This window comes from Thiobacillus sp. SCUT-2 (genome assembly GCF_035621355.1).
Lineage (GTDB): Bacteria > Pseudomonadota > Gammaproteobacteria > Burkholderiales > Thiobacillaceae > Thiobacillus > Thiobacillus sedimenti.
This window is the reverse complement of record NZ_CP141769.1, coordinates 1,224,895-1,245,154: the sequence shown is the minus strand read 5'-3', so window position 1 is coordinate 1,245,154 and position 20,260 is coordinate 1,224,895. Positions and strand designations below refer to the sequence as shown.

General features: G+C 70.1%; 13 protein-coding genes. 8 read left to right on the top strand and 5 right to left on the bottom strand.

Translation table 11 applies throughout. The annotated features are described in order from the left end of the window. The first annotated feature begins 55 nt into the window (after positions 1-55). The 8 genes from glgP (at position 56) to VA613_RS06060 (ending at position 14,240) form a co-directional block, all read left to right on the top strand. A complete protein-coding gene (gene glgP, locus VA613_RS06095) occupies positions 56-2,581 on the top strand; it encodes an alpha-glucan family phosphorylase (RefSeq protein WP_324780973.1) in 2,526 nt (841 codons plus the stop codon). 71 nt (positions 2,582-2,652) lie between these two features. Next, entirely contained in the window at positions 2,653-5,028 is a 2,376-nt protein-coding gene (locus tag VA613_RS06090; RefSeq protein ID WP_324780972.1) for a phosphoketolase family protein, read from the top strand. Then, positions 5,025-6,122 carry an acetate/propionate family kinase gene (locus VA613_RS06085; protein ID WP_324780971.1) on the top strand — a complete coding sequence of 366 codons (1,098 nt, stop codon included), beginning with the start codon at positions 5,025-5,027 and terminating at the stop codon, positions 6,120-6,122. The genes VA613_RS06090 and VA613_RS06085 overlap by 4 nt, the downstream gene beginning before the upstream one ends. A gap of 102 nt (positions 6,123-6,224) precedes the next feature. Further along, positions 6,225-7,454, top strand: coding sequence for an urea ABC transporter substrate-binding protein (locus VA613_RS06080; protein ID WP_324780970.1), 1,230 nt, complete (start codon positions 6,225-6,227; stop codon positions 7,452-7,454). Further along, positions 7,451-10,726 (top strand): bifunctional diguanylate cyclase/phosphodiesterase, encoded by a 3,276-nt coding sequence (locus VA613_RS06075; RefSeq protein WP_324780969.1) that lies wholly within the window; start codon positions 7,451-7,453, stop codon positions 10,724-10,726. Before VA613_RS06080 ends, VA613_RS06075 begins: the two co-directional genes overlap by 4 nt. 51 nt (positions 10,727-10,777) lie before the next feature. Then, entirely contained in the window at positions 10,778-12,502 is a 1,725-nt protein-coding gene (gene polX / locus VA613_RS06070; protein WP_324780968.1) for a DNA polymerase/3'-5' exonuclease PolX, read from the top strand. A gap of 2 nt (positions 12,503-12,504) precedes the next feature. Then, on the top strand, positions 12,505-13,491 hold the full coding sequence (locus VA613_RS06065) for a CapA family protein (RefSeq protein ID WP_324780967.1): 987 nt from the start codon (positions 12,505-12,507) through the stop codon (positions 13,489-13,491). Next, positions 13,488-14,240 carry an HhH-GDP family DNA glycosylase gene (locus VA613_RS06060; RefSeq protein WP_324780966.1) on the top strand — a complete coding sequence of 251 codons (753 nt, stop codon included), beginning with the start codon at positions 13,488-13,490 and terminating at the stop codon, positions 14,238-14,240. Before VA613_RS06065 ends, VA613_RS06060 begins: the two co-directional genes overlap by 4 nt. Here VA613_RS06060 and hpf read toward each other — a convergent pair. The 5 genes from hpf to VA613_RS06035 all read right to left on the bottom strand — a co-directional run bounded on the left by hpf (position 14,167) and on the right by VA613_RS06035 (position 20,224). After that, positions 14,167-14,715, bottom strand: coding sequence for a ribosome hibernation-promoting factor, HPF/YfiA family (hpf, locus tag VA613_RS06055; RefSeq protein WP_324780965.1), 549 nt, complete (start codon positions 14,713-14,715; stop codon positions 14,167-14,169). The two genes, VA613_RS06060 and hpf, sit on opposite strands and share 74 nt — an antisense overlap. 286 nt (positions 14,716-15,001) lie before the next feature. Beyond that, entirely contained in the window at positions 15,002-15,832 is an 831-nt protein-coding gene (locus VA613_RS06050; RefSeq protein WP_324780964.1) for a hypothetical protein, read from the bottom strand. A gap of 7 nt (positions 15,833-15,839) precedes the next feature. Beyond that, a complete protein-coding gene (locus VA613_RS06045) occupies positions 15,840-18,254 on the bottom strand; it encodes a Lon protease family protein (RefSeq protein WP_324780963.1) in 2,415 nt (804 codons plus the stop codon). 9 nt (positions 18,255-18,263) lie between these two features. Next, the gene (locus tag VA613_RS06040; protein ID WP_324780962.1) at positions 18,264-19,613 is read right to left on the bottom strand and encodes a nicotinate phosphoribosyltransferase; all 1,350 of its coding nucleotides are present in this window, start codon (positions 19,611-19,613) and stop codon (positions 18,264-18,266) included. Beyond that, complete coding sequence (locus VA613_RS06035) at positions 19,610-20,224, bottom strand: isochorismatase family protein (RefSeq protein WP_324780961.1); 615 nt, start codon at positions 20,222-20,224, stop codon at positions 19,610-19,612. Before VA613_RS06035 ends, VA613_RS06040 begins: the two co-directional genes overlap by 4 nt. Between the last annotated feature and the right edge of the window lie 36 nt (positions 20,225-20,260).

The window sequence follows — 20,260 nt, the reverse complement described above, 5'->3', positions numbered from 1 at the left end:
TCATGTTTCGGGCTTAAGATTCTGTCGTCGTCGCAACCCGGTATCCGGCACGTCCATGCCCTGTCCACCTGCCACGCCCCTGTTTCCGCTCCCCGACGCACTCGCCGCGCTGGGCGAACTGGCGCTGGACCTGCGCTGGTCGTGGAGCCATGCCACCGACGTCCTGTGGGAACGGATCGACCCTGCGCTGTGGAGGCAGACCCACAATCCCTGGCTGATCCTGCAGAACGCTTCCGTCGAGCGTCTGCGGGAACTGGCCGCCGACGGGAACTATCTCGCGACGCTGGCTGAGCTTGCGGCGGCGCACCGGGACGTGCTCGCCCGCCCCGCCTGGTTCCAGACGGCGTGCCCGCCGTCGGCGCTGCAGCGCGTCGCCTACTTCAGCATGGAGTTCGGCCTGTCCGAGTCGCTGCCCATCTATTCCGGGGGCCTCGGCATCCTCGCGGGGGACTTCCTCAAGACGGCCAGCGACCTCGGCGTGCCGGTGGTCGGCATCGGCCTGCTCTGGCAGCAGGGCTACTTCCGCCAGAGCCTCGACGAGCACGGCAACCAGGTCGAGTTCTTTCCCCACAACGAGCCGGCCCAGCTTCCGGTGCTGCCGGTCTACGACGCCAACGGCGAGCGCCTGCGCATCGAGCTGCCGTTCCCCGGACGCACGCTGATCCTGCGCGCATGGCAGGTGCGCGTCGGCCGGGTGAGCCTCTACCTGCTCGACAGCAACGATCCGCTCAATACCCCGGCGGACCGCGGCGTCACGGCCGAGCTTTACGGTGGCGGCTCCGAAATGCGCCTGCTGCAGGAACTCTGCCTCGGCGTCGGCGGCTGGCAGCTGCTGCGCCGCCTGGACATCCGCCCCGAGGTCTGCCATCTCAACGAAGGTCACGCCGCGTTCGTCGTCCTCGCACGCGCCTGGAGCCACATGCGCGACCACGGCAGCGACTTCCGCTGCGCGCTCAACGCGACGCGCGCGGGCAACGTCTTCACCACGCACACGCCGGTCGCGGTCGGCTTCGACCGCTTCACGCCGGAGCTGCTGCAGCGCTATACGGAAGCGGCGATGCAGGCGTTCGGCCTGGACGCGCGCACGCTGCTCGCGCTCGGCCGCGCCAATCCGGACGACGCCAGCGAACCGTTCAACATGGCCTACCTGGCGATGCGCGGCAGCATCCTGGTCAACGCGGTCAGCCACCTGCACGGCCACGTCAGCCGGCGCATCTTCCAGCCGCTGTTTCCGCGCTGGCCGCAGGAGGACGTGCCGGTCGGCCACATCACCAACGGCGTCCACGTGCCGTCGTGGGACTCGGCCGAGGCCGACCGCATCTGGACCGATGCCTGCGGCAAGGCGCGCTGGCTGGGCGAGCTGGAACACCAGGAGGAACAGATCCGCGACGTCTCCGACCCGACGCTGTGGGCGCTGCGCACCACCGCCCGCCAGCGGCTGATCGCCTTCGTCCGCGAGCATCTGCAGCGCCAGCTCGCCACCGTCAACGCGCCCGCCGAGCGGATCGCGCAGGCGGCGCACGCGCTCGATCCCAATGCCCTGACGCTCGGCTTCGCCCGCCGCTTCGCGGCCTACAAGCGGCCCAACATGCTGCTCGCCGACCCGGAGCGCCTGGTGCGCATCCTCACCAATTCGCACCATCCGGTGCAGCTCGTCATCGCCGGCAAGGCGCATCCCAGGGACCAGGCCGGCAAGGCGATGATCCGCCAGTGGAACGACTTCATCGCCAGCCGCCCGGAACTGGCCGGGCGCGTCGTGTTCCTCGCCGATTACGACATGCTGGTCGCCGAGCAGATGGTGCAGGGCGTCGACCTCTGGATCAACACGCCGCGCCGGCCGTGGGAGGCCTGCGGCACGAGCGGCATGAAGATCCTCGTCAACGGCGGCCTCAACCTCTCCGAGCTCGACGGCTGGTGGGCGAAGGCCTACGCGCCGGAACTCGGCTGGGCCCTGGGCGACGGGCGCGAGCACGACAACGATCCGGCGTGGGACGCCGCCGAGGCGGCGGAGCTCTACCGCATGCTGGAGGAGGACGTGATCCCGCTCTTCTACCACGACCGCGACGCCGAGGGCTGCCCGCGCGGCTGGGTGGCGAAGATGCGGGCCAGCATGAGCCTCCTGACCCCGCGCTTCAGCAGCAACCGCATGCTGCGGGAATACGTCGAGCATCTCTACCTGCCCGCCGCGGCATGCTACGCGGCGCGCCAGGACCCGGCGCTGGGCCGCCGCCTGTGCGACTGGCAGGACGCCCTCGCGCGGCACTGGGAACGCCTGCATTTTGGCGAAATGCGGATCGACGGCGACGCCGGCGCCTGGAACTTCAGCGTGCCGGTCTACCTCGACGATCTCGATCCCGATTTCGTCGCCGTCGAACTGTACGCCGCGCCGCCGGACGCGGGCCATCCGGAAATCCACCGCATGCAGCGCGGCGACCCGCTCGGCGGCGCGGTCAACAGCTACACCTATCGCATCGCCATTCCCGCCGGCCGGGCGGCGGGCGACTACACGCCGCGCATCGTTCCGGCCATCGAGGGCGCGCGGGTGCCGGCCGAGGCCAGCCACATTCTCTGGTATCGCTGACTTCAGGCGACCCCCTCGAGGCCATGGCTCCGGCGCCCCGCGACGCGCGGACCCCTACATGGAGGCAGGCAATGAACGACATTGCAGCAAGCGCATCCGCCGAAACCCTGACGCCGGCTGAAGTCGACCGCATCGACGCCTGGTGGCGTGCCGCCAACTATCTCTCGGTCGGGCAGATCTACCTGCTCGACAACCCGCTGCTGCGCGAGCCGCTGCAGCGCGCGCACATCAAGCCGCGGCTGCTCGGACACTGGGGCACGACGCCGGGCCTGAACTTCGTCTACGTGCACATGAACCGCGCCATCCGGCAGCACGACCTCGACATGATCTTCGTCACTGGCCCCGGCCACGGCGGGCCGGCGGTGGTGGCGAACACCTGGCTCGAGGGCAGCTACAGCGAGCTGTATCACGACGTGTCCCAGGACGCGGAAGGCATGCGCCGCCTGTTCCGCCAGTTCTCGTTCCCCGGCGGCATTCCCAGCCACGCGGCGCCCGAGACGCCCGGCTCGATCAACGAGGGCGGCGAGCTCGGCTACGCGCTGTTCCATGCCTACGGTGCCGTGCTCGACAATCCGGAGCTGATCGCCTGCTGCGTCGTCGGCGACGGCGAGGCGGAGACCGGCCCGCTCGCCACGTCCTGGCATTCGAACAAGTTCCTCAACCCGCGCACCGACGGCGCCGTGCTGCCGGTGCTGCACCTCAACGGCTACAAGATCGCCAGCCCGACGGTGCTGGCCCGCATCCCGCGCGCCGAGCTGGAGAGCCTGCTGCGCGGCTACGGCTACCGCCCGCACGTCGTCGAAGGCCACGAACCGGACGCGATGCACCGGAAGATGGCGGCGGCGGTCGACACGGCGATCGCCGAGATCCGCACGATCCAGCGCGCCGCGCGCGAGGGCGGCGAAACCGGCCGGCCGTTGTGGCCGATGATCGTGCTGCGCTCGCCCAAGGGCTGGACCGGCCCGAAGGAAGTCGACGGCCGCAAGACCGAGGGCTCCTGGCGCTCGCACCAGGTGCCGTTCGGCGAGATGGACAGGCCGGAGCACGTCCGGCTGCTGGAGGACTGGCTGCGCAGCTACCGGCCGCTGGAACTCTTCGACGACGGCGGCCGCCTCAGGCCGGAACTCGCCGAACTCGCCCCGCGCGGCGAGCGCCGCATGGGTGCCAACCCGCACGCCAACGGCGGCAAGCTGCTGCACGACCTCAGGCTGCCGGATTTCCAGGCCTACCGGGTCGACGTGCCCACGCCCGGCGGCGCGATCGCCGAGTCGACGCGCGCGATGGGACGCTTCCTGCGCGACGTCATGCGCGACAACCCCGACAACTTCCGCGTGTTCGGCCCCGACGAGACGGCGTCCAACCGGCTGGATGCCCTGTTCGAGGTCACCGACCGCACCTGGATGGCGGAACGCCGCGATGACGACGACCATCTCGCGCCCGACGGCCGCGTGATGGAAATGCTCTCCGAGCACGCCTGCCAGGGCTGGCTCGAAGGCTACCTGCTGAGCGGACGCCACGGCCTGTTCTCGTGCTACGAGGCCTTCATCCACATCGTCGACTCGATGTTCAACCAGCACGCCAAGTGGCTCAAGGTCTGCCGCGACATCCCGTGGCGCCGCCCGATCGCCTCGCTCAACATCCTGCTCACCTCGCACGTCTGGCGCCAGGACCACAACGGCTTCTCGCACCAGGACCCGGGCTTCATCGACCACGTCGTCAACAAGAAGGCCGACATCATCCGCGTCTACCTGCCGCCGGACGCCAACACCCTGCTCTGCGTCACCGACCAGTGCCTGCGGAGCCGCGACCTGGTGAACGTCATCGTCGCCGGGAAGCAGCCCGAGCAGCAGTGGCTCGACATGGACGCCGCGATCAAGCACGCCAGCGCCGGCATCGGCCTATGGGAATGGGCGTGCAGCGACCAGGACGGCGAGCCCGACGTCGTGCTGGCGGCGGCCGGCGACGTGCCGACGCTGGAGATGCTGGCCGCGATCGGGATCCTGCGCGACCTCGCACCGCAGCTGAAGATCCGCTTCATCAACGTGGTCGACCTGATGACGCTGCAGCCGCGGGAGGAGCATCCGCACGGGCTCTCCGCCGCGGAATTCGACACCCTGTTCACGCGCGACAAGCCGATCGTCTTCGCCTATCACGGCTACCCGTGGCTGATCCACCGCCTCACCTACCGCCGCACCAACCACGACAACCTGCACGTGCGCGGCTACAAGGAGGAAGGCACGACGACCACGCCGTTCGACATGGTCGTGATGAACGACCTCGACCGCTTCCATCTGGTCATGGACGTGGCGACGCGCGTGCCGGCGCTGCAGGCGCAGGCGGCGCACATCAAGCAGCGCATGCGCGACCGGCTCTGCGAGCACAAGCAGTACGTCCACCTGCACGGCGAGGACCTGCCCGAGATCCGCGACTGGAAGTGGGCGCGATGACGCGCACCATCCTCGCGCTCAACAGCGGCTCGTCCAGCCTCAAGGCGAGCCTGTTCCGCGCCGACGGCACGCGCCGCAACCTGCGCTACGGCCATATCGGCGACGGCTTTCCGCACGACCACGCCGAAGCCTTCGACGCGCTGATGAAGGACCTCGGCGGCGAAATGCCGGATGCCATCGGCCACCGCTTCGTCCACGGCGGCGAGGTCGACGACGATGCGCGCCTGCTGGACGACGCCGAGATCGAACGGCTGCGCGGCATCGTTCCGCTCGCTCCGCTGCACCTGCCGGGCAACCTGCTCGGCGTCGACCTGTGCCGCACGCGCTTCGGCGTGCCGCAGGTGGCGTGCTTCGACACCGCGTTCCACCGTACTTTGCCCGAACTGGCGCGCCGCCTGCCGATCCCGGCCGAGCTGGGCATGCGCCGCTACGGCTTCCACGGCCTCAACTACGCCTACGTCGCAACGCGCCTGCCGGGGCTGCTCGGCGAGACGGCGCGGGGCCGCGTCGTCGTCGCGCATCTGGGTGCCGGGGCCAGCCTGTGCCTGCTGCACGACCTGAAGTCGGTCGACACGACCATGGGCTATTCGCCCGCCGGCGGCATCCCCATGGGCACGCGCAGCGGCGACCTCGACCCCGGCGTGATGCTGGAACTCGCCACGCGCGTCGCCCCGGAGCGCCTGCGCGATCTCGTGTATCACCGCATGGGCCTGCTCGCCCTGTCCGGCGGCGAAAGCAGCGAGATGCAGATGCTGCTTGCGAGCGGCAGCGAGGCCGCGCGCTTCGCCGTCGAGTTCTTCTGCACGGGGGTGCGCGCCGCCATCGGGGCCTTCGCGGCCAAGGCCGGCGGCCTCGACGCGCTGGTCTTCAGCGGCGGGATCGGCGAGCACGCGCCGGAGGTACGCAACCGCATCTGCGCGCCGCTCGGCTTCCTCGGCTTCGCGCTGGATGCCGACGCCAACCTCGCCAACGCTGCCCGCATCGAGGCGCGCGGCAGCCGGCCGGTGCTGCGCGTCGCCGCCGACGAGGAGGCGGTCATCCGCGACGGCGTCGAGACGGTGCTGGCTGGCGCGTCATCCCGTTCCCGCACCTGAGGCGGGTCCTGCCCGCCCCCGTTGCGGGGCTTGGCCACATGCCGCCAGCCGCGGCGGATCTGCCTCGTGTGGACGACGCGATTCTCCGGCTACAATCGCCTTATGAGTACCCGTTGGCGTATCGTGGTTTTTGTGGGCGGCTTGCTGGCGACCGCGCTGGGGATGCTGCTTTGGTTGCATCCGCCGCCGGTCGCGCCGATCCGGATCGGCGTCCTGCATTCGCTCAGCGGCACCATGGCCGTGAGCGAGCGTCCGCTGGTCGATGCGGTGCGGCTCGCGGTCGAGGAAATCAATGCCGCGGGCGGCCTGCTCGGACGGCCGGTGGAGATCCACCTTGCCGATGGCCGTTCCGACAACGCCGCGTTTGCCGCGGAGGCCGAGCGCCTGGTCGCGCACGAGAAGGTCAGCGCCCTGTTCGCGTGCTGGACCTCGGCCTGCCGCACGGCGGTGAAGCCGGTGGTGGAACTGCACGGCGCCCTGATGTTCTATCCGCTGCAATACGAGGGCCTGGAACAGTCGCCCGCGATCTATTACACCGGGTCCGCACCCAACCAGCAGATCATTCCCGGAACCCGCTGGGCCATGGACACCCTGGGCAAGCGCGTCTACCTGGTCGGCTCGGACTACATCTTTCCGCGCACCGCCAACCTGCTCGTCCGCGACCTGGTCGAGGCCAACCAGGGTGCCGTGCTGGCGGAGCGCTACCGCCCACTGGGCGATCCGGACTTCGGCGCCATCGTTGCGGAGATCCGCGGGCTGAAGCCCGACGTGATCCTCAACACCATCAATGGCGACAGCAACGTGCATTTCTTCCGTGCGCTCAAGGACGCCGGCCTCGGCACGGTCCCGGTGATGTCCTTCAGCGTCGCCGAGGCTGAGTTGAAGGCGATCGGCCCGGCGGCCTTCCACCCCCACCATTTCGCGGTCTGGAGCTACTTCCAGAGCCTGCCCGGCGAGGACAACCGGCGCTTCGTCGCCGCGTTCAAGCAGCGATACGGGGCCGACCGGGTCACCAGCGACCCCACGGAATCCGCCTACGTCGGCGTGCGGCTGTGGGCACAGGCCGTGCGCGACGCGGGTACGGCCGCGCCGGAGCAGGTCAATCACGCCATGCATCACCAGAGCATGGCCGCGCCCTCCGGACTCGTCGCCGTCGACCGGACCACCCACCATTTGTGGAAGCAGGTGCGCATCGGCCGGGCCCGTGCCGACGGCCAGTTCGACATCGTCTGGACGTCCGGCGAGGCATTGCGGCCCCAGCCCTTTCCCGACTACCGTTCGCCTGCCGAATGGGAGGCGATGGTCCGACAGCTGAGCGGCGGCCGCACATGAAGGCCCTTTCGATCTCCAGCCGCCTGCTGCTCAGCTACCTGCTGGTCGCCGTGCTGCCGCTGGCAGGTCTCGCCATGTTCTACCTGACCTCGTTCGAGACGTCGCTGCGCAAGACCGTGCTGTCGAACATGGCCAGCATCGCGGACAAGAAGGCCGCCCAGATCGACACTTACATGAACGAGCGGCTGACGGATGTCCACGCGCTGAGCCGGCGATACCTCATCCGCAACGGGCTGCTCGCCCTGGAACGTGCCTTCCGCGCCGACGGATTGCAGTCTCCCGCCTTCGCCGCGGCGGGCCGCCAGCTGCGCGCCGACCTGAACGCGTCCTACGAGGCGGGCGAATTCTATGACCTGCTGCTCATCGATGCCGCCGGCAACGTGATCTTTTCGCTGCGGCGCGAGTCGGACCTGGGCACCAACCTCCGAAACGGCCCCTATCGCGACACGCAGCTCGCCCGGAGCTTCGAGCTGACCGCGCAGACCCTGCAGGACAACCTCTCGCGCTTTGCCGTGTACGGCCCCTCCGGCAATCGGCCGGCGGCCTTCCTGACCGCCCCCGTGCTGGCGGACGGCAAGGTCGCCGGCGTGCTCGCGCTGCAGCTCGACGTCAGCAAGCTCGAATCGGTGACCGCCGATCGCACCGGCCTGGGCCGCACGGGTGAAACCGCCCTGGCACAACGGGACGACGACACGGCCCTCTATACCGGCCCGCTCCGGCACGTCCGGGACGCGGCGTATCGCTACCGGATCCCGCTCGCTGCTGCCGGGCTGCCGATGCAGAAGGCCCTCGCAGGCGACCATGGCCGCGGTATCGTGCGCGACTATGCCGGCATCGAATGCGTCGCGGCCTGGCGCTATCTGCCCGCGCTCCGCTGGGGCATGGTCGTCAAGATCGACAGCGCCGAAGCCCTGGCGCCCGCCGCGCATCTGCGCCGGATCACCTACGTTGCGCTCGCGGCCTTCCTGCTGCTCTCCGGCCTCGCGGCCTACGTGCTGGGGCGCGGCCTGTCCCGCCCGATCCGCAAGCTCACCCACGTGGCCGACCGCATCGCCGCAGGCGATCTGTCGCAGCGGGCGCCGCAGGAAAGCCGCGACGAAGTCGGCCGCCTGGCCCGGGCCTTCAACCACATGACGGATGCGCTGGCAGACGCCCACCGCACCCTCGAGGCCCAGGTGGAGGCGCGCTCGCTCGAACTGCGCAAGCTTACCCAGCTGCAGAACGCCATCCTCGAGCGCGCTGCCGCGCTCGTGGTGGTGCTCGACCGCGAGGGCCGCATCCGCCGCTTCAACCGGGCCTGCGAGGACTTGACGGGCTATACGTTCGCCGAAGTCGAGGGCCGCTGCGCCTGGGACGTCCTGCTGCCGCCGGACGAGCGCGACCAGGTGCACCACGAAGCCTTCCTCGCGTTCACGCGTGCATCGCACGCGCAGCGAAGCAGCTACACGAACCACTGGCTGACCCGCGACGGCAGCCGGCGCCTGATCGAATGGTCGAACTCCACGCTGCTCGACGACAGCGGGCAGATGGAGTTCATGGTGTCGATCGGCATCGACATCACCGCGAAGCATCTGGCCGAGATGGCGCTGAAGGAGAGCGAAGCGAGGTTGAAGGAGGCGCAGCGCATCGCCCAGATCGGCAGCTGGGAACTGGATATCGCGAGCGGCCGGCTGAGCTGGTCGGACGAGGTCTTCCGCCTGTTCGAGGTCGATCCGGCGCGGTTCGACGCCACCTACGACACCTTCCTGAACGCGGTGCATCCCGACGATCGCGACCTCGTCCATCGCGCCTATGCCAACTCGCTGGAAACGGGCACGCCCTACGAGATCACCCATCGGCTGCTGATGCCGGACGGCCGCATCAAGTGGGTCAGCGAGCACGGCGAGACGCGCTACGACGCGCAGGGCGCGGCGCGCGTGTGCACCGGGACCGTGCAGGACATCACCGCCGGCAAGATGGCCGAGGCGCAGATCAGCGAGCTCGCCTACCACGACGCCCTCACCGGCCTGAACAACCGCTTCAGCCTGCAGAGCCAGCTCGAACAGGCGCTCGCCATGGCGCACCGGGAGCAGCGCGCGCTGGCGGTCATCTTCCTCGACCTCGACCGCTTCAAGGCGATCAACGACACCCTCGGCCATGCGATGGGCGACCGGCTGCTGCAGGAGGTCGCGCGCCGCCTGCGCGACAGCGTGCGCGAGAGCGACATCGTCGCGCGGCTCGGCGGCGACGAGTTCGTCGTGGCGCTGACCGAGATCGACGACGTCACCACGGCCGCCCGGGTCGCGGAGAAGATCCTGCACGCGCTGGCGCAGACCTACCGGATCGACGGCGAGGCGCTGCACTCGACCGCGAGCATCGGGCTCGCGTTCTACCCGGGCGACGGCGAGGACGGCGAAACGCTGATGAAGAACGCCGACGCCGCGATGTACCACGCCAAGTCCTCCGGCCGGAACAATATCCAGTTCTTCACCGCCGAGATGAACCAGCTCGCGATGAAGCGGCTTACGCTCGACCACGACCTGCGGGTCGCCGTCGAAACGCGCCAGTTCGCGCTCCATTACCAGCCGCAGGTCGACAGCGTGAGCGGCCGCGTCGTCGGCTTCGAGGCGCTGCTGCGCTGGAACCACCCGCGCGCGGGCCACGTGCCGCCTGCCGAGTTCATTCCGGTCGCCGAGGAAACCGGCCTCATCCTGCCGCTCGGCGAATGGGTGCTGGACGAGGCCTGCCGCCAGCTGCGCGCCTGGCACGACGCCGGCATCGCCGACATCGTGCTGTCGGTCAACCTGTCGGCGCACCAGCTGCGCGCCTTCGTCCTGCTGACCCACATCTCGCGGGCACTCCAGAAATACGGCCTCAAGGGAAGCGACCTCGAGCTCGAGATCACCGAATCGGTGGCGATGCACGATCCCGACGTCAGCGTCCGCCAGCTCAAGGCACTGCGCGAGCTCGGCGTACGCCTGTCGATCGACGACTTCGGCACCGGCTATTCCTCGCTCAGCTATCTCAAGCTGCTGCCCATCCATACCCTGAAGCTGGACAAGTCCTTCGTGCACGACATCGAGACCGACAGCAACGACGTCGCGATCTGCACCGCCACGATCGCGCTCGCGCACAGCCTGGGGCTCGCGGTGATCGCCGAAGGCGTGGAAACCGAAGCCCAGCGCCAGCTGCTGGCCGCGCATCACTGCGACTGCATGCAGGGCTACCTGTTCAGCAAGCCCCTGCCGCCAGAGGAGGCGCTGGCCTTCATCCGGGAGCGCCAGGCGGCCTGAGCCGCAGCCGGACCGCGGCGACGGCGGGCGGCCGCACCTGAAGGAGACCCGATGCCCGTCCACAACGCCGACATCGCCGCCCGCTTCGAGGAGATCGCCGACCGCCTGGAGATCCAGGGCGCGAACCCCTTCCGCATCCGCGCCTACCGCAACGCCGCGCGCACGCTGGCCGAACTGCCGCAGGAGGCGCGCGTGTTGCTGGAAAAAGGCGAGGACCTGACGCGGCTGCCGGGCATCGGCGCCGATCTCGCCGCCAAGGTTCGCGAGATCGTCGAGACCGGCCATTGCAGCCTGCTCGACCGCCTGCGCCGCGAGTTGCCGCCGGCGGTCACCGAGCTCTTGCAGATCCCCGGCCTCGGGCCGAAACGGGTGAAGGCGCTCTACCACGACCTCGACGTGCAGACCGTGGAGCAGCTCTATCGCGCCGCGCGCGACGGCCGCATCCGCGCCCTGCCAGGGTTCGGCGACAAGACCGAGCTCAACATCCTGCAGGCGGTGGAGGCGCACGTCAGCCAGACGCATCGCTTCAAGCTCGCCGTCGCCGCGCAGTATGCCGACACACTGACCGCCTTCCTGCAGGCCTTACCCGGCGTCGGGCAGGTGACGGTGGCGGGAAGCTTCCGGCGCATGCGCGAAACCGTCGGCGACCTCGACCTCCTCGTCACCGCGCAGGCGGGCAGCGCGGTGATGCAGCGCTTCACGGCCTACGACGAGGTGGCGGAGGTGCTGTCGGCCGGCGGCACGCGTGCGAGCGTGGTGCTGAAAAGCGGCCTGCAGGTCGACCTGCGCGTCGTCGAGCCGCCTTCCTACGGCGCGGCGCTGTGCTATTTCACGGGTTCCAAGGCGCACAACATCGCGATCCGCCGCCTCGCCCAGAAGCGCGGGCTCAAGGTCAACGAGTACGGGGTGTTCCGCGGCAGCGAGCGGATCGCCGGCGACGACGAGACGTCGGTCTATGCCGGCGTCGGCCTGCCCTGGATCCCGCCGGAGCTGCGCGAGGACCGCGGCGAGATCGAAGCCGCGCGGGAGGGCCGCCTGCCCCGGCTGGTCGAATTGTCCGACCTGCGCGGCGACCTTCACGCGCACACCCGCGCGACCGACGGCCACGACAGCCTGCGCGACATGGCGGAGGCCGCGCGCGCACTCGGACTGAGCTACCTGGCGATCACCGAGCACTCGCGCCACCTGACCGTGGCGCACGGCCTCGACCCGCTGCGCCTCACGCGCCAATGCGACGAGATCGACCGCCTCAATTTGGAACTCGAAGGCATCGTCCTGCTGAAGGGCATCGAGGTCGACATCCTGGAGGACGGCAGCCTCGACCTGCCGGACGACGTCCTGGGCCGGCTCGATCTCGTCGTCGGCGCGGTGCACAGCCGCTTCCACCTCACCCGCGCGAAGCAGACCGAGCGCATCCTGCGTGCGATGGACCATCCGCACTTCACGCTGCTGGCCCATCCCAGCGGCCGCCTGCTCGAGCAGCGCGAACCCTACGACGTCGACATGCTGCGCATCATCCGCCATGCGCGCCAGCGCGGCTGTTTTCTCGAGCTCAACGCCCATCCGGAACGCCTCGACCTGCTCGACAGCCACTGCCAGATGGCGAAGGAGGAAGGCGTGCTCGTCAGCATCAATTCCGATGCGCACAGCCGCTACGACTTCGCCAACCTGCGCTATGGCGTCGGCCAGGCGCGGCGCGGCTGGCTGGAAAAGGACGACGTCCTCAACACCCGCCCGCTGGCGGCGCTGCGGCGGCTGATCAGGCGCACGATGTAGCCATGCCGACGCTGGCGCTGCTCGGCGATGTCATGCTCGGCCGCGGCGTCGCCGCCGCGCTGCGGCACCTGCGGCCGCAGCAGATGTGGGGCGACGTGCTGCCGCACCTGCTCGATGCCGACCTGCGCATTGCCAATCTGGAATGTGCGCTGACGCGGCATGCGCGGCCGTGGACCCGCAGCTGGAAACCCTACCACTTCCGCGCCGCGCCCGCGGCCGTCCGCTTCCTGCAGGCCGCGCGCATCGACGCCTGCACGCTCGCCAACAACCACGTGCTGGATTTCGGCGCGCCCGGCCTGCGCGACACCCTGGCGGCGCTCGATGCGGCCGGGATCCGCCATGCCGGCGCCGGGCGCGACCTCGAAGCCGCGTCCGCCCCGGCCTTCGTCGACCTCCCCGGGGCGGGCCGGGTGGCGCTGATCGCCTGCACCGACAACCAGCCCGACTTCGCCGCCACGGCGCACGCGCCCGGCACGCACTATCTGCCTGCCATCCCGGACGCGGCGACGCTCGCGCACGTGGCGCGGACGATCGAGCAAGCGCGCGCCGCCGGCGCCGACTGGGTCGTGTTCTCCAACCACCGCGGCGCCAACTTCGTCGAACGCCCCGAACCGGACGCCCGGCGCTTCGCGCGCCGCGTGATCGAGCTCGGCGCCGACGTCTACCACGGTCACAGCGCGCACCTCTGCCAGGGCATCGAGATCCACCGCGGCCGGCCGATCCTGTACGACACCGGCGACTTCATCGACGACTACGCGGTCGATCCGGTGCTGCGCAACGACCGCTCGTGCCTGTTCAAGGTCCGCTTCGCGGACGGCCGCCTGCAGCGCATCGAGCTTATCCCGGTCACGCTCCGCCTCGCGCGCGTCGCGCTCGCGCACGGCGAGGATTTCGACGCGATCGCGGAGCGCATGACGCGGCTGTGCGCCGAATTCGGCACGCCGCTGGTGCGCGGCGTCCACGCCTTGCACTGGGAGGCTTCGGCATGAAGCGCATGACGCCGTCGGAACGCGTGCAGCAAAGCGGCGGCCGCTACGCGACCGCGCTCGGAATCGATCTCGCGGGTGCCGATGCCGGCGAACGCTTCAAGTGGTTGATCGCTGCGCTGCTCTATGGCGCGCGCATTTCGGAAACGCTCGCCACGCGCACCTGGCACGCCTTCCTGGAACACGGCGTGATGACGCCGGACGCGATGGTCGCCACCGGCTGGGACGGTGTGGTGGCGATCCTCGATGCCGGCGGTTACGTACGCTACGACTACAAGACCGCGACCAAGCTCATCGAGGTCTGCACGGCCCTGCTGCGCGACTATGGCGGCAGCCTCGACGCGCTGCACGCGGCCGCCGCCGGCCCGCGCGACCTGGAGGCGCGGATCAAGGCCCTCGGCAAGGGAATCGGCGACACCACGGCGGCCATCTTCCTGCGCGAGCTGCGCGGCGTCTGGCGCCTCGCCGACCCGCCTCTGTCGCCGCTGGCGCTGGCCGCGGCCAGGACGCACGGCTATCTCAGCCCCGCCGCCGCCGATCGCAACCGCGCCCTGCGCGCGCTGCGCACGGCATGGACGGCGGACGGCGAGCGGGCCGACACGTTCGCCGAATTCGAGACGGCGCTGGTGCGCGAAGGCCTGCGCCTGCGGCGGCTCGCCACCCGCCGGGCAGCGCGCGCTATTCCGGCAGCTGGTGCTGGCCGACGCTCACGCGCTTCGCCTGCGGCCCCTCGGAAGCCAGGTCCTCGATGAACTTCACGGCGACGCCCTCGCTGAGTTGCCCGAAGGTGGTGTTCACGAGGTTGTCGGCGCTGAAATACAGTTCGTCGCCGTCGGTCCGCCGGATGAAGCCGAAGCCCTCCTCCGGGTAGAGCCGCACCACCTGCCCGATGTATTCCGGCTCGTGGGCCTTGGTCTCGCGCCGCAGGCGGCGCGAGTAGTCGTCGAGCTGGCGCTTCGCGGCGTCGAAGGCGTCGCGCAGCGCGACGTACACGTCTTCGTGGCGATCGCGGTTCACCACGATCTCGCTGCCCGGCACGCCGATGTCGATGCGCACGTTGAAGACCTTGCCCTGGTGCTTGTGCTGGTGAGGCATTTCAACCACCACCCGGCAGGACATGATGGGCTCGAAAAAGGTCTCCAGCTTCTGGGCCTTTTCGCGGATGTGCACCTCCAGCGCATCGGAATGCTCGATGTCGCGGAACGTGATCTGCAGCGGCGTCTTCATCTCGTCTCCTTCGGTTGAGCTTGTCATCGCACCGGCGCACGCCGGTGTCGTGCGGCACGCCGCCGCGCGCGGCGGTCGCGTCGTCGTCACCATTCCGGAATGGACGTTCGGCGGGGTCTCCCGGTTTCCGCAGCCGCTCGCGAGCCCGCCGGAAGCTTCGCCTCCCTCCCGTTTCCGTCGAGCGCTGCACTTTTCAGTCTAGTTCCCGGAACGATATCGGTAAGGGGAGAATCGCCTGCTTCCGGGCCCGTCGCGTCCTGGCGCGGCACGGCCTTGCCGCCGCGGTTCACGCCGTCGACGCCGCGGAGGATGACGGGGCGCCTGCGGTCCCCTGGCGCGTCAGCACCACCGGACAGTCGAGGGCGTCGAGCGCGCGCCCGGCCTCCCCCGGCGCCAGATACCGCTGCGTGTCCGCGAGTACGAGACACGACGCGCCTTCGCGGCGCGCCATCCGCGTAAGCGCCGTGGCGTCGAGCGCGGCGATGCGCACGCATCGGCCGATCGCACCCGAGCGGCCAAGTTCCTCGCGGGCCGCCGCGCAGGCGGCCCCGAAAGCCGCATCGTCGCCGGCAGGGATCAGCAGCACCAGTTCGGCCCCGTCGCGCCGCGCCAGCGTGGCCGCCGTCTGCAGGCTGCGCGCCGACGTGGTGCGATCCTCGAACAGGACCAGGACCGGCCCGCTGCGGGCGGCCGGCGCCGCGGCGCTCCGGGTCGCGCGTCCGATCGCCGCGATGCCGATGCCGCACCGCTGGCCGAGCACGACGAAATCGAAGGCCTGGGCCTGCAAGCTCACCTCGGCGGTCACCCGCCCGCGCGCCACCCGGAATGACCAGCGCAGGCGGTTGGTGCCGGCCATCTCGGCCAGCCGGCGCTGCATGCGCTCGGCCTCGCGTCGCCAGCCGCGTTCGATTTCGCCCGGCGTCAGCGTGCGCGCCGCACCGGACAGCAGGCTGAATTCCCGCGCAAACGGCAGCCCAACGAGGTGCTGCAGGTCGACGTCCTCGACGAACAGGCCCGCCAGCTCGGCGTCGAGCTCCGCCGCCAGCGCCGCGGCGGCGCTCAGCGCGGCGGAACTGCGCGGTGACTCGTCGAGCGTCACCCAGATCCTGATGGGCATGCGCGACTCAGTCATTCTCGCGCTCATGGCTGCCGCCGGCGCCCGGCCCGGCCTTCTTCGCGAAGGTCCGCCGCAGCTCGGCGAGATGCTTGAGACGCTGGGTCACCCGCTGGTCGAGGCTGCCTTCGACGTCGGCTGCCCCGACCGCCATGCCGGTCAGCAGTTCGAGCGCCTCGTCGACCGTCGACACGGCATAGACGTGGAAGCGGCCCGCGGCCGCGGCCTCGACGACGTCGCGCCGCAGCATCAGGTGCGCGACGTTGGTCGCCGGGATCAGCACGCCCTGCTCGCCGGTGAGGCCGCGCTGCCGGCAGATGTCGAAATAGCCCTCGATCTTCTCGTTGACGGCGCCGATCGCCTGCACCCGGCCGAACTGGTCGACCGACCCGGTCACCGCGAGCGACTGCCGGATCGGCACGTTCGCCAGCGAGGACAGGAGCGCACACAGCTCCGCGACCGAGGCGCTGTCGCCTTCGACCTGGCCGTAGGTCTGCTCGAACACCAGGCTCGCCGACAGCGACAGCGGCTGCTCCGCCGCGTAGCGCGCCGCCAGGAAGGACGACAGGGTCAGCACGCCCTTGGAGTGGATCGATCCGCCGAGCTTGACCTCGCGCTCGATGTCGACGAGTTCGCCTTCGCCGAGCCGCGTGTTGGCGGTGATGCGCGAAGGCTGCGCGAAGCTGAAATCGCCGAGCTGGAACACCGACAGGCCGTTGACCTGCCCGACCCGCTCGCCCGCCGTATCGATGTGCAGGATGCCGCGCACGATCGCCTCGTGCGAACGGTCGCGCAGGCGGTCGGCGCGCCGGATCTGCGCGTCGATCGCGCGCTCGACGTCGTCGCGCGTCACCACGTCGCGCGTGCCCTGTCCCGCCCAGTAGTCGGCCTCCCGCACCAGGTCGGCGAGGCTCTCGATGTGGGTGGAGAGTTTCTCGGCGTCCTCGGCGCGCCGCGCGCTGTGCTCAATCACGCGCGCCACGGCGCCGCGGTCGAACGCGCGCAGCTTGTCGCGGCGCACCAGCGTGCCGACCAGGCGGGCGTAGAGCAGGTCGTTGTCCGCGTTGCGTCCGACCTCGTCCTCGAAGTCGGCGACCACCTTGAACAGCTCGCCGAACTCCGGGTCGTATTGCGCGAGCAGGTAGTACAGCATGCGGTTGCCGATCAGGATCACCTTGGCGTCGAGCGGGATCGGCTCCGGCTCGAGCGAGACCGTGCTCACCAGGCTGTACATCTGGCCCAGCGACTCGATGCGGACTTCGCGGGTGGACAGCGCGCGCTTCAGCCCCTCCCACGCGAAGGGCTGGCTCAACAGCTTGAAGGCGTCGAGCAGCAGGTAGCCGCCGTTGGCCTGGTGCAGCGCGCCGGGCTTGATCAGCAGGAAGTTCGTCACCAGCGCGCCGAGTTGCGAGAGATGCTCGACCCGCCCCAGCAGGTTCTGGTAGGTCGGATGCTCCTCGTAGACCACCGGCGCGCCCTGCGTGCCGTCGCGCGCCACCAGCAGGTTCACGCGGAAGCGGCTGAAGTCGGGCATCTGCCCGGTCAGCGCGGCCAGTCCCGCCATGCCTTCCTTGGGGTGGCGGAATTCGTCCATGCTCTCGATGACGTTCTGCTGGACCTCGTTGAGGTAGCTGCACACCGCGGGAAACGCCGCGTAGGTGCTGCGCAGGTCGTCGATCAGGTGGCCGACCGCGAACAGCACCGCCTCCTCGTTGAGCTTCCGCACGCGCTCGATGCGCTCGCGGCGCCACTGGTGGACCTGGCGGATGACCTTCTCGAGTTCCTCCTGCAGCCGCGCGATCGCCTGCTCGATGCGGGTCTTTTCCTCGGACGGCTGCTTCTCGTACTCGTCCGGGCTCATCACCTCGTCGCCCTTCGCGGGGGCGAAGGAAAAGCCGTTCGGCGTCCGCAGCAGCGTGATCCCCTGCTTGGTCGCTTCGTCGCCCACCGCGACGAAGGCCTGGGTCTGGCGCTCGCCGTACTCCTCGTCGATCTGCCCCAGCCGCCGCCGGTATTCCTCGCCCTCGAACACGGCCGGGATGGTCGCCTGCAGCTCCGCAACCAGCTGCTGCATGTCGGCGTGCAGGCGGGCTCCCATCCCGGCCGGAAGCCGGATCGCATGGGGCTTGTGCGGCTGCGCGAAATTGTGGACGTAGCACCAGTCCGCCGGCTTGGGCTCGGCGCCGACGCGCTGGTCGAGCAGCTGGCGGATCAGCGTGCGCTTGCCGCTGCCCGGCTGCCCCATGACGTAGAGGTTGTATCCCGCATGGCGCATGCCGATGCCGAACTGCGCCGCATCGATCGCCCGGATCTGGCCGATGCCTTCGGTCAGGTCGTCGAGCTCGGCGGTGGTGGCGAAGGTGAAGCGCCCGGTGTCGCAGGGGCGGTAGAGTCGGTCGGGCGCAAGCGGCTGGAGGGATGTCATGTCTTCAATCTAGTCACTCGGGAAGGGAATCGCATCGCGGTCGACCGCCACGGCGAGCGCGCGCACCGCCGGCGCGATCTCGACCGGGTAGCCGAACGGCTCCAGACGTCGCAAAGGCTCAGGCAGCGCGGCGAGGCTGGCAGCCGACCGGCTCCGGATCGTGTCCAGGGACGGCGACGGCGCCAGGCGCCGCCCGCCGCGCATCACCGGCGCCAGCAGCGGCTCGCCCGCCTGGTCGTCGCCCTCGAGCGTGACGACGTCCCCGAGCATGCGGCCGTCGTCGCCATGGCGACGGTAGACCTGCTTGCGCCCGGGCCAGGTGGCCTTGCCCTCGGAGCGCTTGCGCCGCGCCCGGCCGGCATACTCCTGCAGCTTGTAGGCGCAATCGAGGTAAGGCAGGTCGCTCGACGTGTCGAGGTGGGTGCCGACGCCGAAGCCGTCGATCGGCGCACCGGCGGCCAGCATGTCGCGCAGCAGGGTCTCGTCGAGGTCGCCGCTGACGAAGACGATCACGTGGCGAAGCCCGCCGGCGTCGAGGATCGCCCGCACCCGGCGCGCATGCTCGGCGAGGTCGCCGGAGTCGATGCGCACGCCCTTGATGCGGATGCCGGCCGCCGCCAGCCGCGGGGCCAGCGCGACGACGCGCCGTGCCGCCGCCTCGGTGTCCCAGGTGTCGATCAGCAGCACGACGTTGTCCGGCTGCGCGTGGGCGAAGCGGGCGAAGGCCAGCGCCTCGTCGTCGTGCGCCTGGATGAAGGAATGCGCCATGGTGCCGAACAGCGGGATGCCGAACTGCTCGCCTGCCAGCACGGTCGAGGTGCCGGAAAAGCCGGCCAGGTAGCTCGCGCGTGCCGCCAGCAGGCCGGCCTCCGCGCCGTGGGCGCGGCGCAGGCCGAAATCGACCAGCAGTTTTCCCGGCGCCATCAGCACCGAACGCGCGGCCTTGGAGGCGATCAGCGTCGCAAAATGCAGCAGGTTGATGAGCCGCGTCTCGACCAGCTGCGCCTCGGCGATCGGCGCGGTCACCCGCAGGATCGGCTCGTTCGGAAAGAACGCCGTGCCCTCGGGCATGGCGTGCACGTCGCCGGTGAAGCGCAGCGTCTCCAGCGAGGCGAGGAAGGCCGCGCTAAAACGCCGGGTCGACGCCAGCCATTCGAGCTCCTGCGCGGTGAAGCGCACCTGCTCGAGGTAGTCGAGCGCCTGTTCGAGTCCGGCCGCCAGCAGGAAGCCGCGCACCGGGCGCAGTCGCCGCACGAAGAACTCGAACACCGCTGTGTCGGCCATGCCGGCGTCGTGATAGCCCTGCAGCATGGTGAGCTGGTAGAGATCGGTGAGCAGGGCGCTGGTCGCCGGGATCATTCAGCCAGGCCGTCCAGCGTGATGCGCTGCGCGCCGAGGCGCGCCATTTCGTCCTCGGCGCGCCGCCCGTCGCCCGGCTCGACCTCCACCGCGCGGATCGCGTCGGCCAGCAGCATGACCTCGTAGCCGAGGCGCCGCGCATCGCGCACCGTATTGAGCACGCAGTAATCCGTCGCGAGGCCGCCGATCAGGATGCGCTTCACGCCGGCGGCGCGCAGCCGGCTGTCGAGATCGGTGCCCTGGAAGCTCGAATACGCTTCCTCGGTGAGTGACGTCGCCTTGGAAATGACCGTCGTGTCCGGCGGCAGCGCCAATGTCGCCGCAAACGCCGCGCCCGGCGTCCCGGCCACGCAGTGGACCGGCCACGGCCCCCCCTCGGCATGGAACGAGCAATGGCCCGGCGGGTGCCAGTCACGCGTCGCATAGACTGGCAAGCCCCGCGTCACGAAGGCGTCGATGTAGCCGTTGAGCACCGGCACGACGGCGTCGCCGTCCTTCACCGCCAATGCCCCGCCGGCCAGGAAGTCGTTCTGGATGTCGGTCACCAGCAGCACGTCGCACGGCTGCGGGCGCCAGCGCCCGGGGTCCGGAGAATCAGGATTGCGTTTCATGCAGATGGCCTCCGGCGGCTCCGAGCAAGCCTGCGG

Coding starts and splice junctions, on each gene's coding strand:
- glgP (WP_324780973.1), top strand. CDS start 56: ATGCCCTGTCCACCTGCCACGCCCCTGTTTCCGCTCCCCGACGCACTC.
- VA613_RS06090 (WP_324780972.1), top strand. CDS start 2,653: ATGAACGACATTGCAGCAAGCGCATCCGCCGAAACCCTGACGCCGGCT.
- VA613_RS06085 (WP_324780971.1), top strand. CDS start 5,025: ATGACGCGCACCATCCTCGCGCTCAACAGCGGCTCGTCCAGCCTCAAG.
- VA613_RS06080 (WP_324780970.1), top strand. CDS start 6,225: ATGAGTACCCGTTGGCGTATCGTGGTTTTTGTGGGCGGCTTGCTGGCG.
- VA613_RS06075 (WP_324780969.1), top strand. CDS start 7,451: ATGAAGGCCCTTTCGATCTCCAGCCGCCTGCTGCTCAGCTACCTGCTG.
- polX (WP_324780968.1), top strand. CDS start 10,778: ATGCCCGTCCACAACGCCGACATCGCCGCCCGCTTCGAGGAGATCGCC.
- VA613_RS06065 (WP_324780967.1), top strand. CDS start 12,505: ATGCCGACGCTGGCGCTGCTCGGCGATGTCATGCTCGGCCGCGGCGTC.
- VA613_RS06060 (WP_324780966.1), top strand. CDS start 13,488: ATGAAGCGCATGACGCCGTCGGAACGCGTGCAGCAAAGCGGCGGCCGC.
- hpf (WP_324780965.1), bottom strand. CDS start 14,715: ATGAAGACGCCGCTGCAGATCACGTTCCGCGACATCGAGCATTCCGAT.
- VA613_RS06050 (WP_324780964.1), bottom strand. CDS start 15,832: ATGCCCATCAGGATCTGGGTGACGCTCGACGAGTCACCGCGCAGTTCC.
- VA613_RS06045 (WP_324780963.1), bottom strand. CDS start 18,254: ATGACATCCCTCCAGCCGCTTGCGCCCGACCGACTCTACCGCCCCTGC.
- VA613_RS06040 (WP_324780962.1), bottom strand. CDS start 19,613: ATGATCCCGGCGACCAGCGCCCTGCTCACCGATCTCTACCAGCTCACC.
- VA613_RS06035 (WP_324780961.1), bottom strand. CDS start 20,224: ATGAAACGCAATCCTGATTCTCCGGACCCCGGGCGCTGGCGCCCGCAG.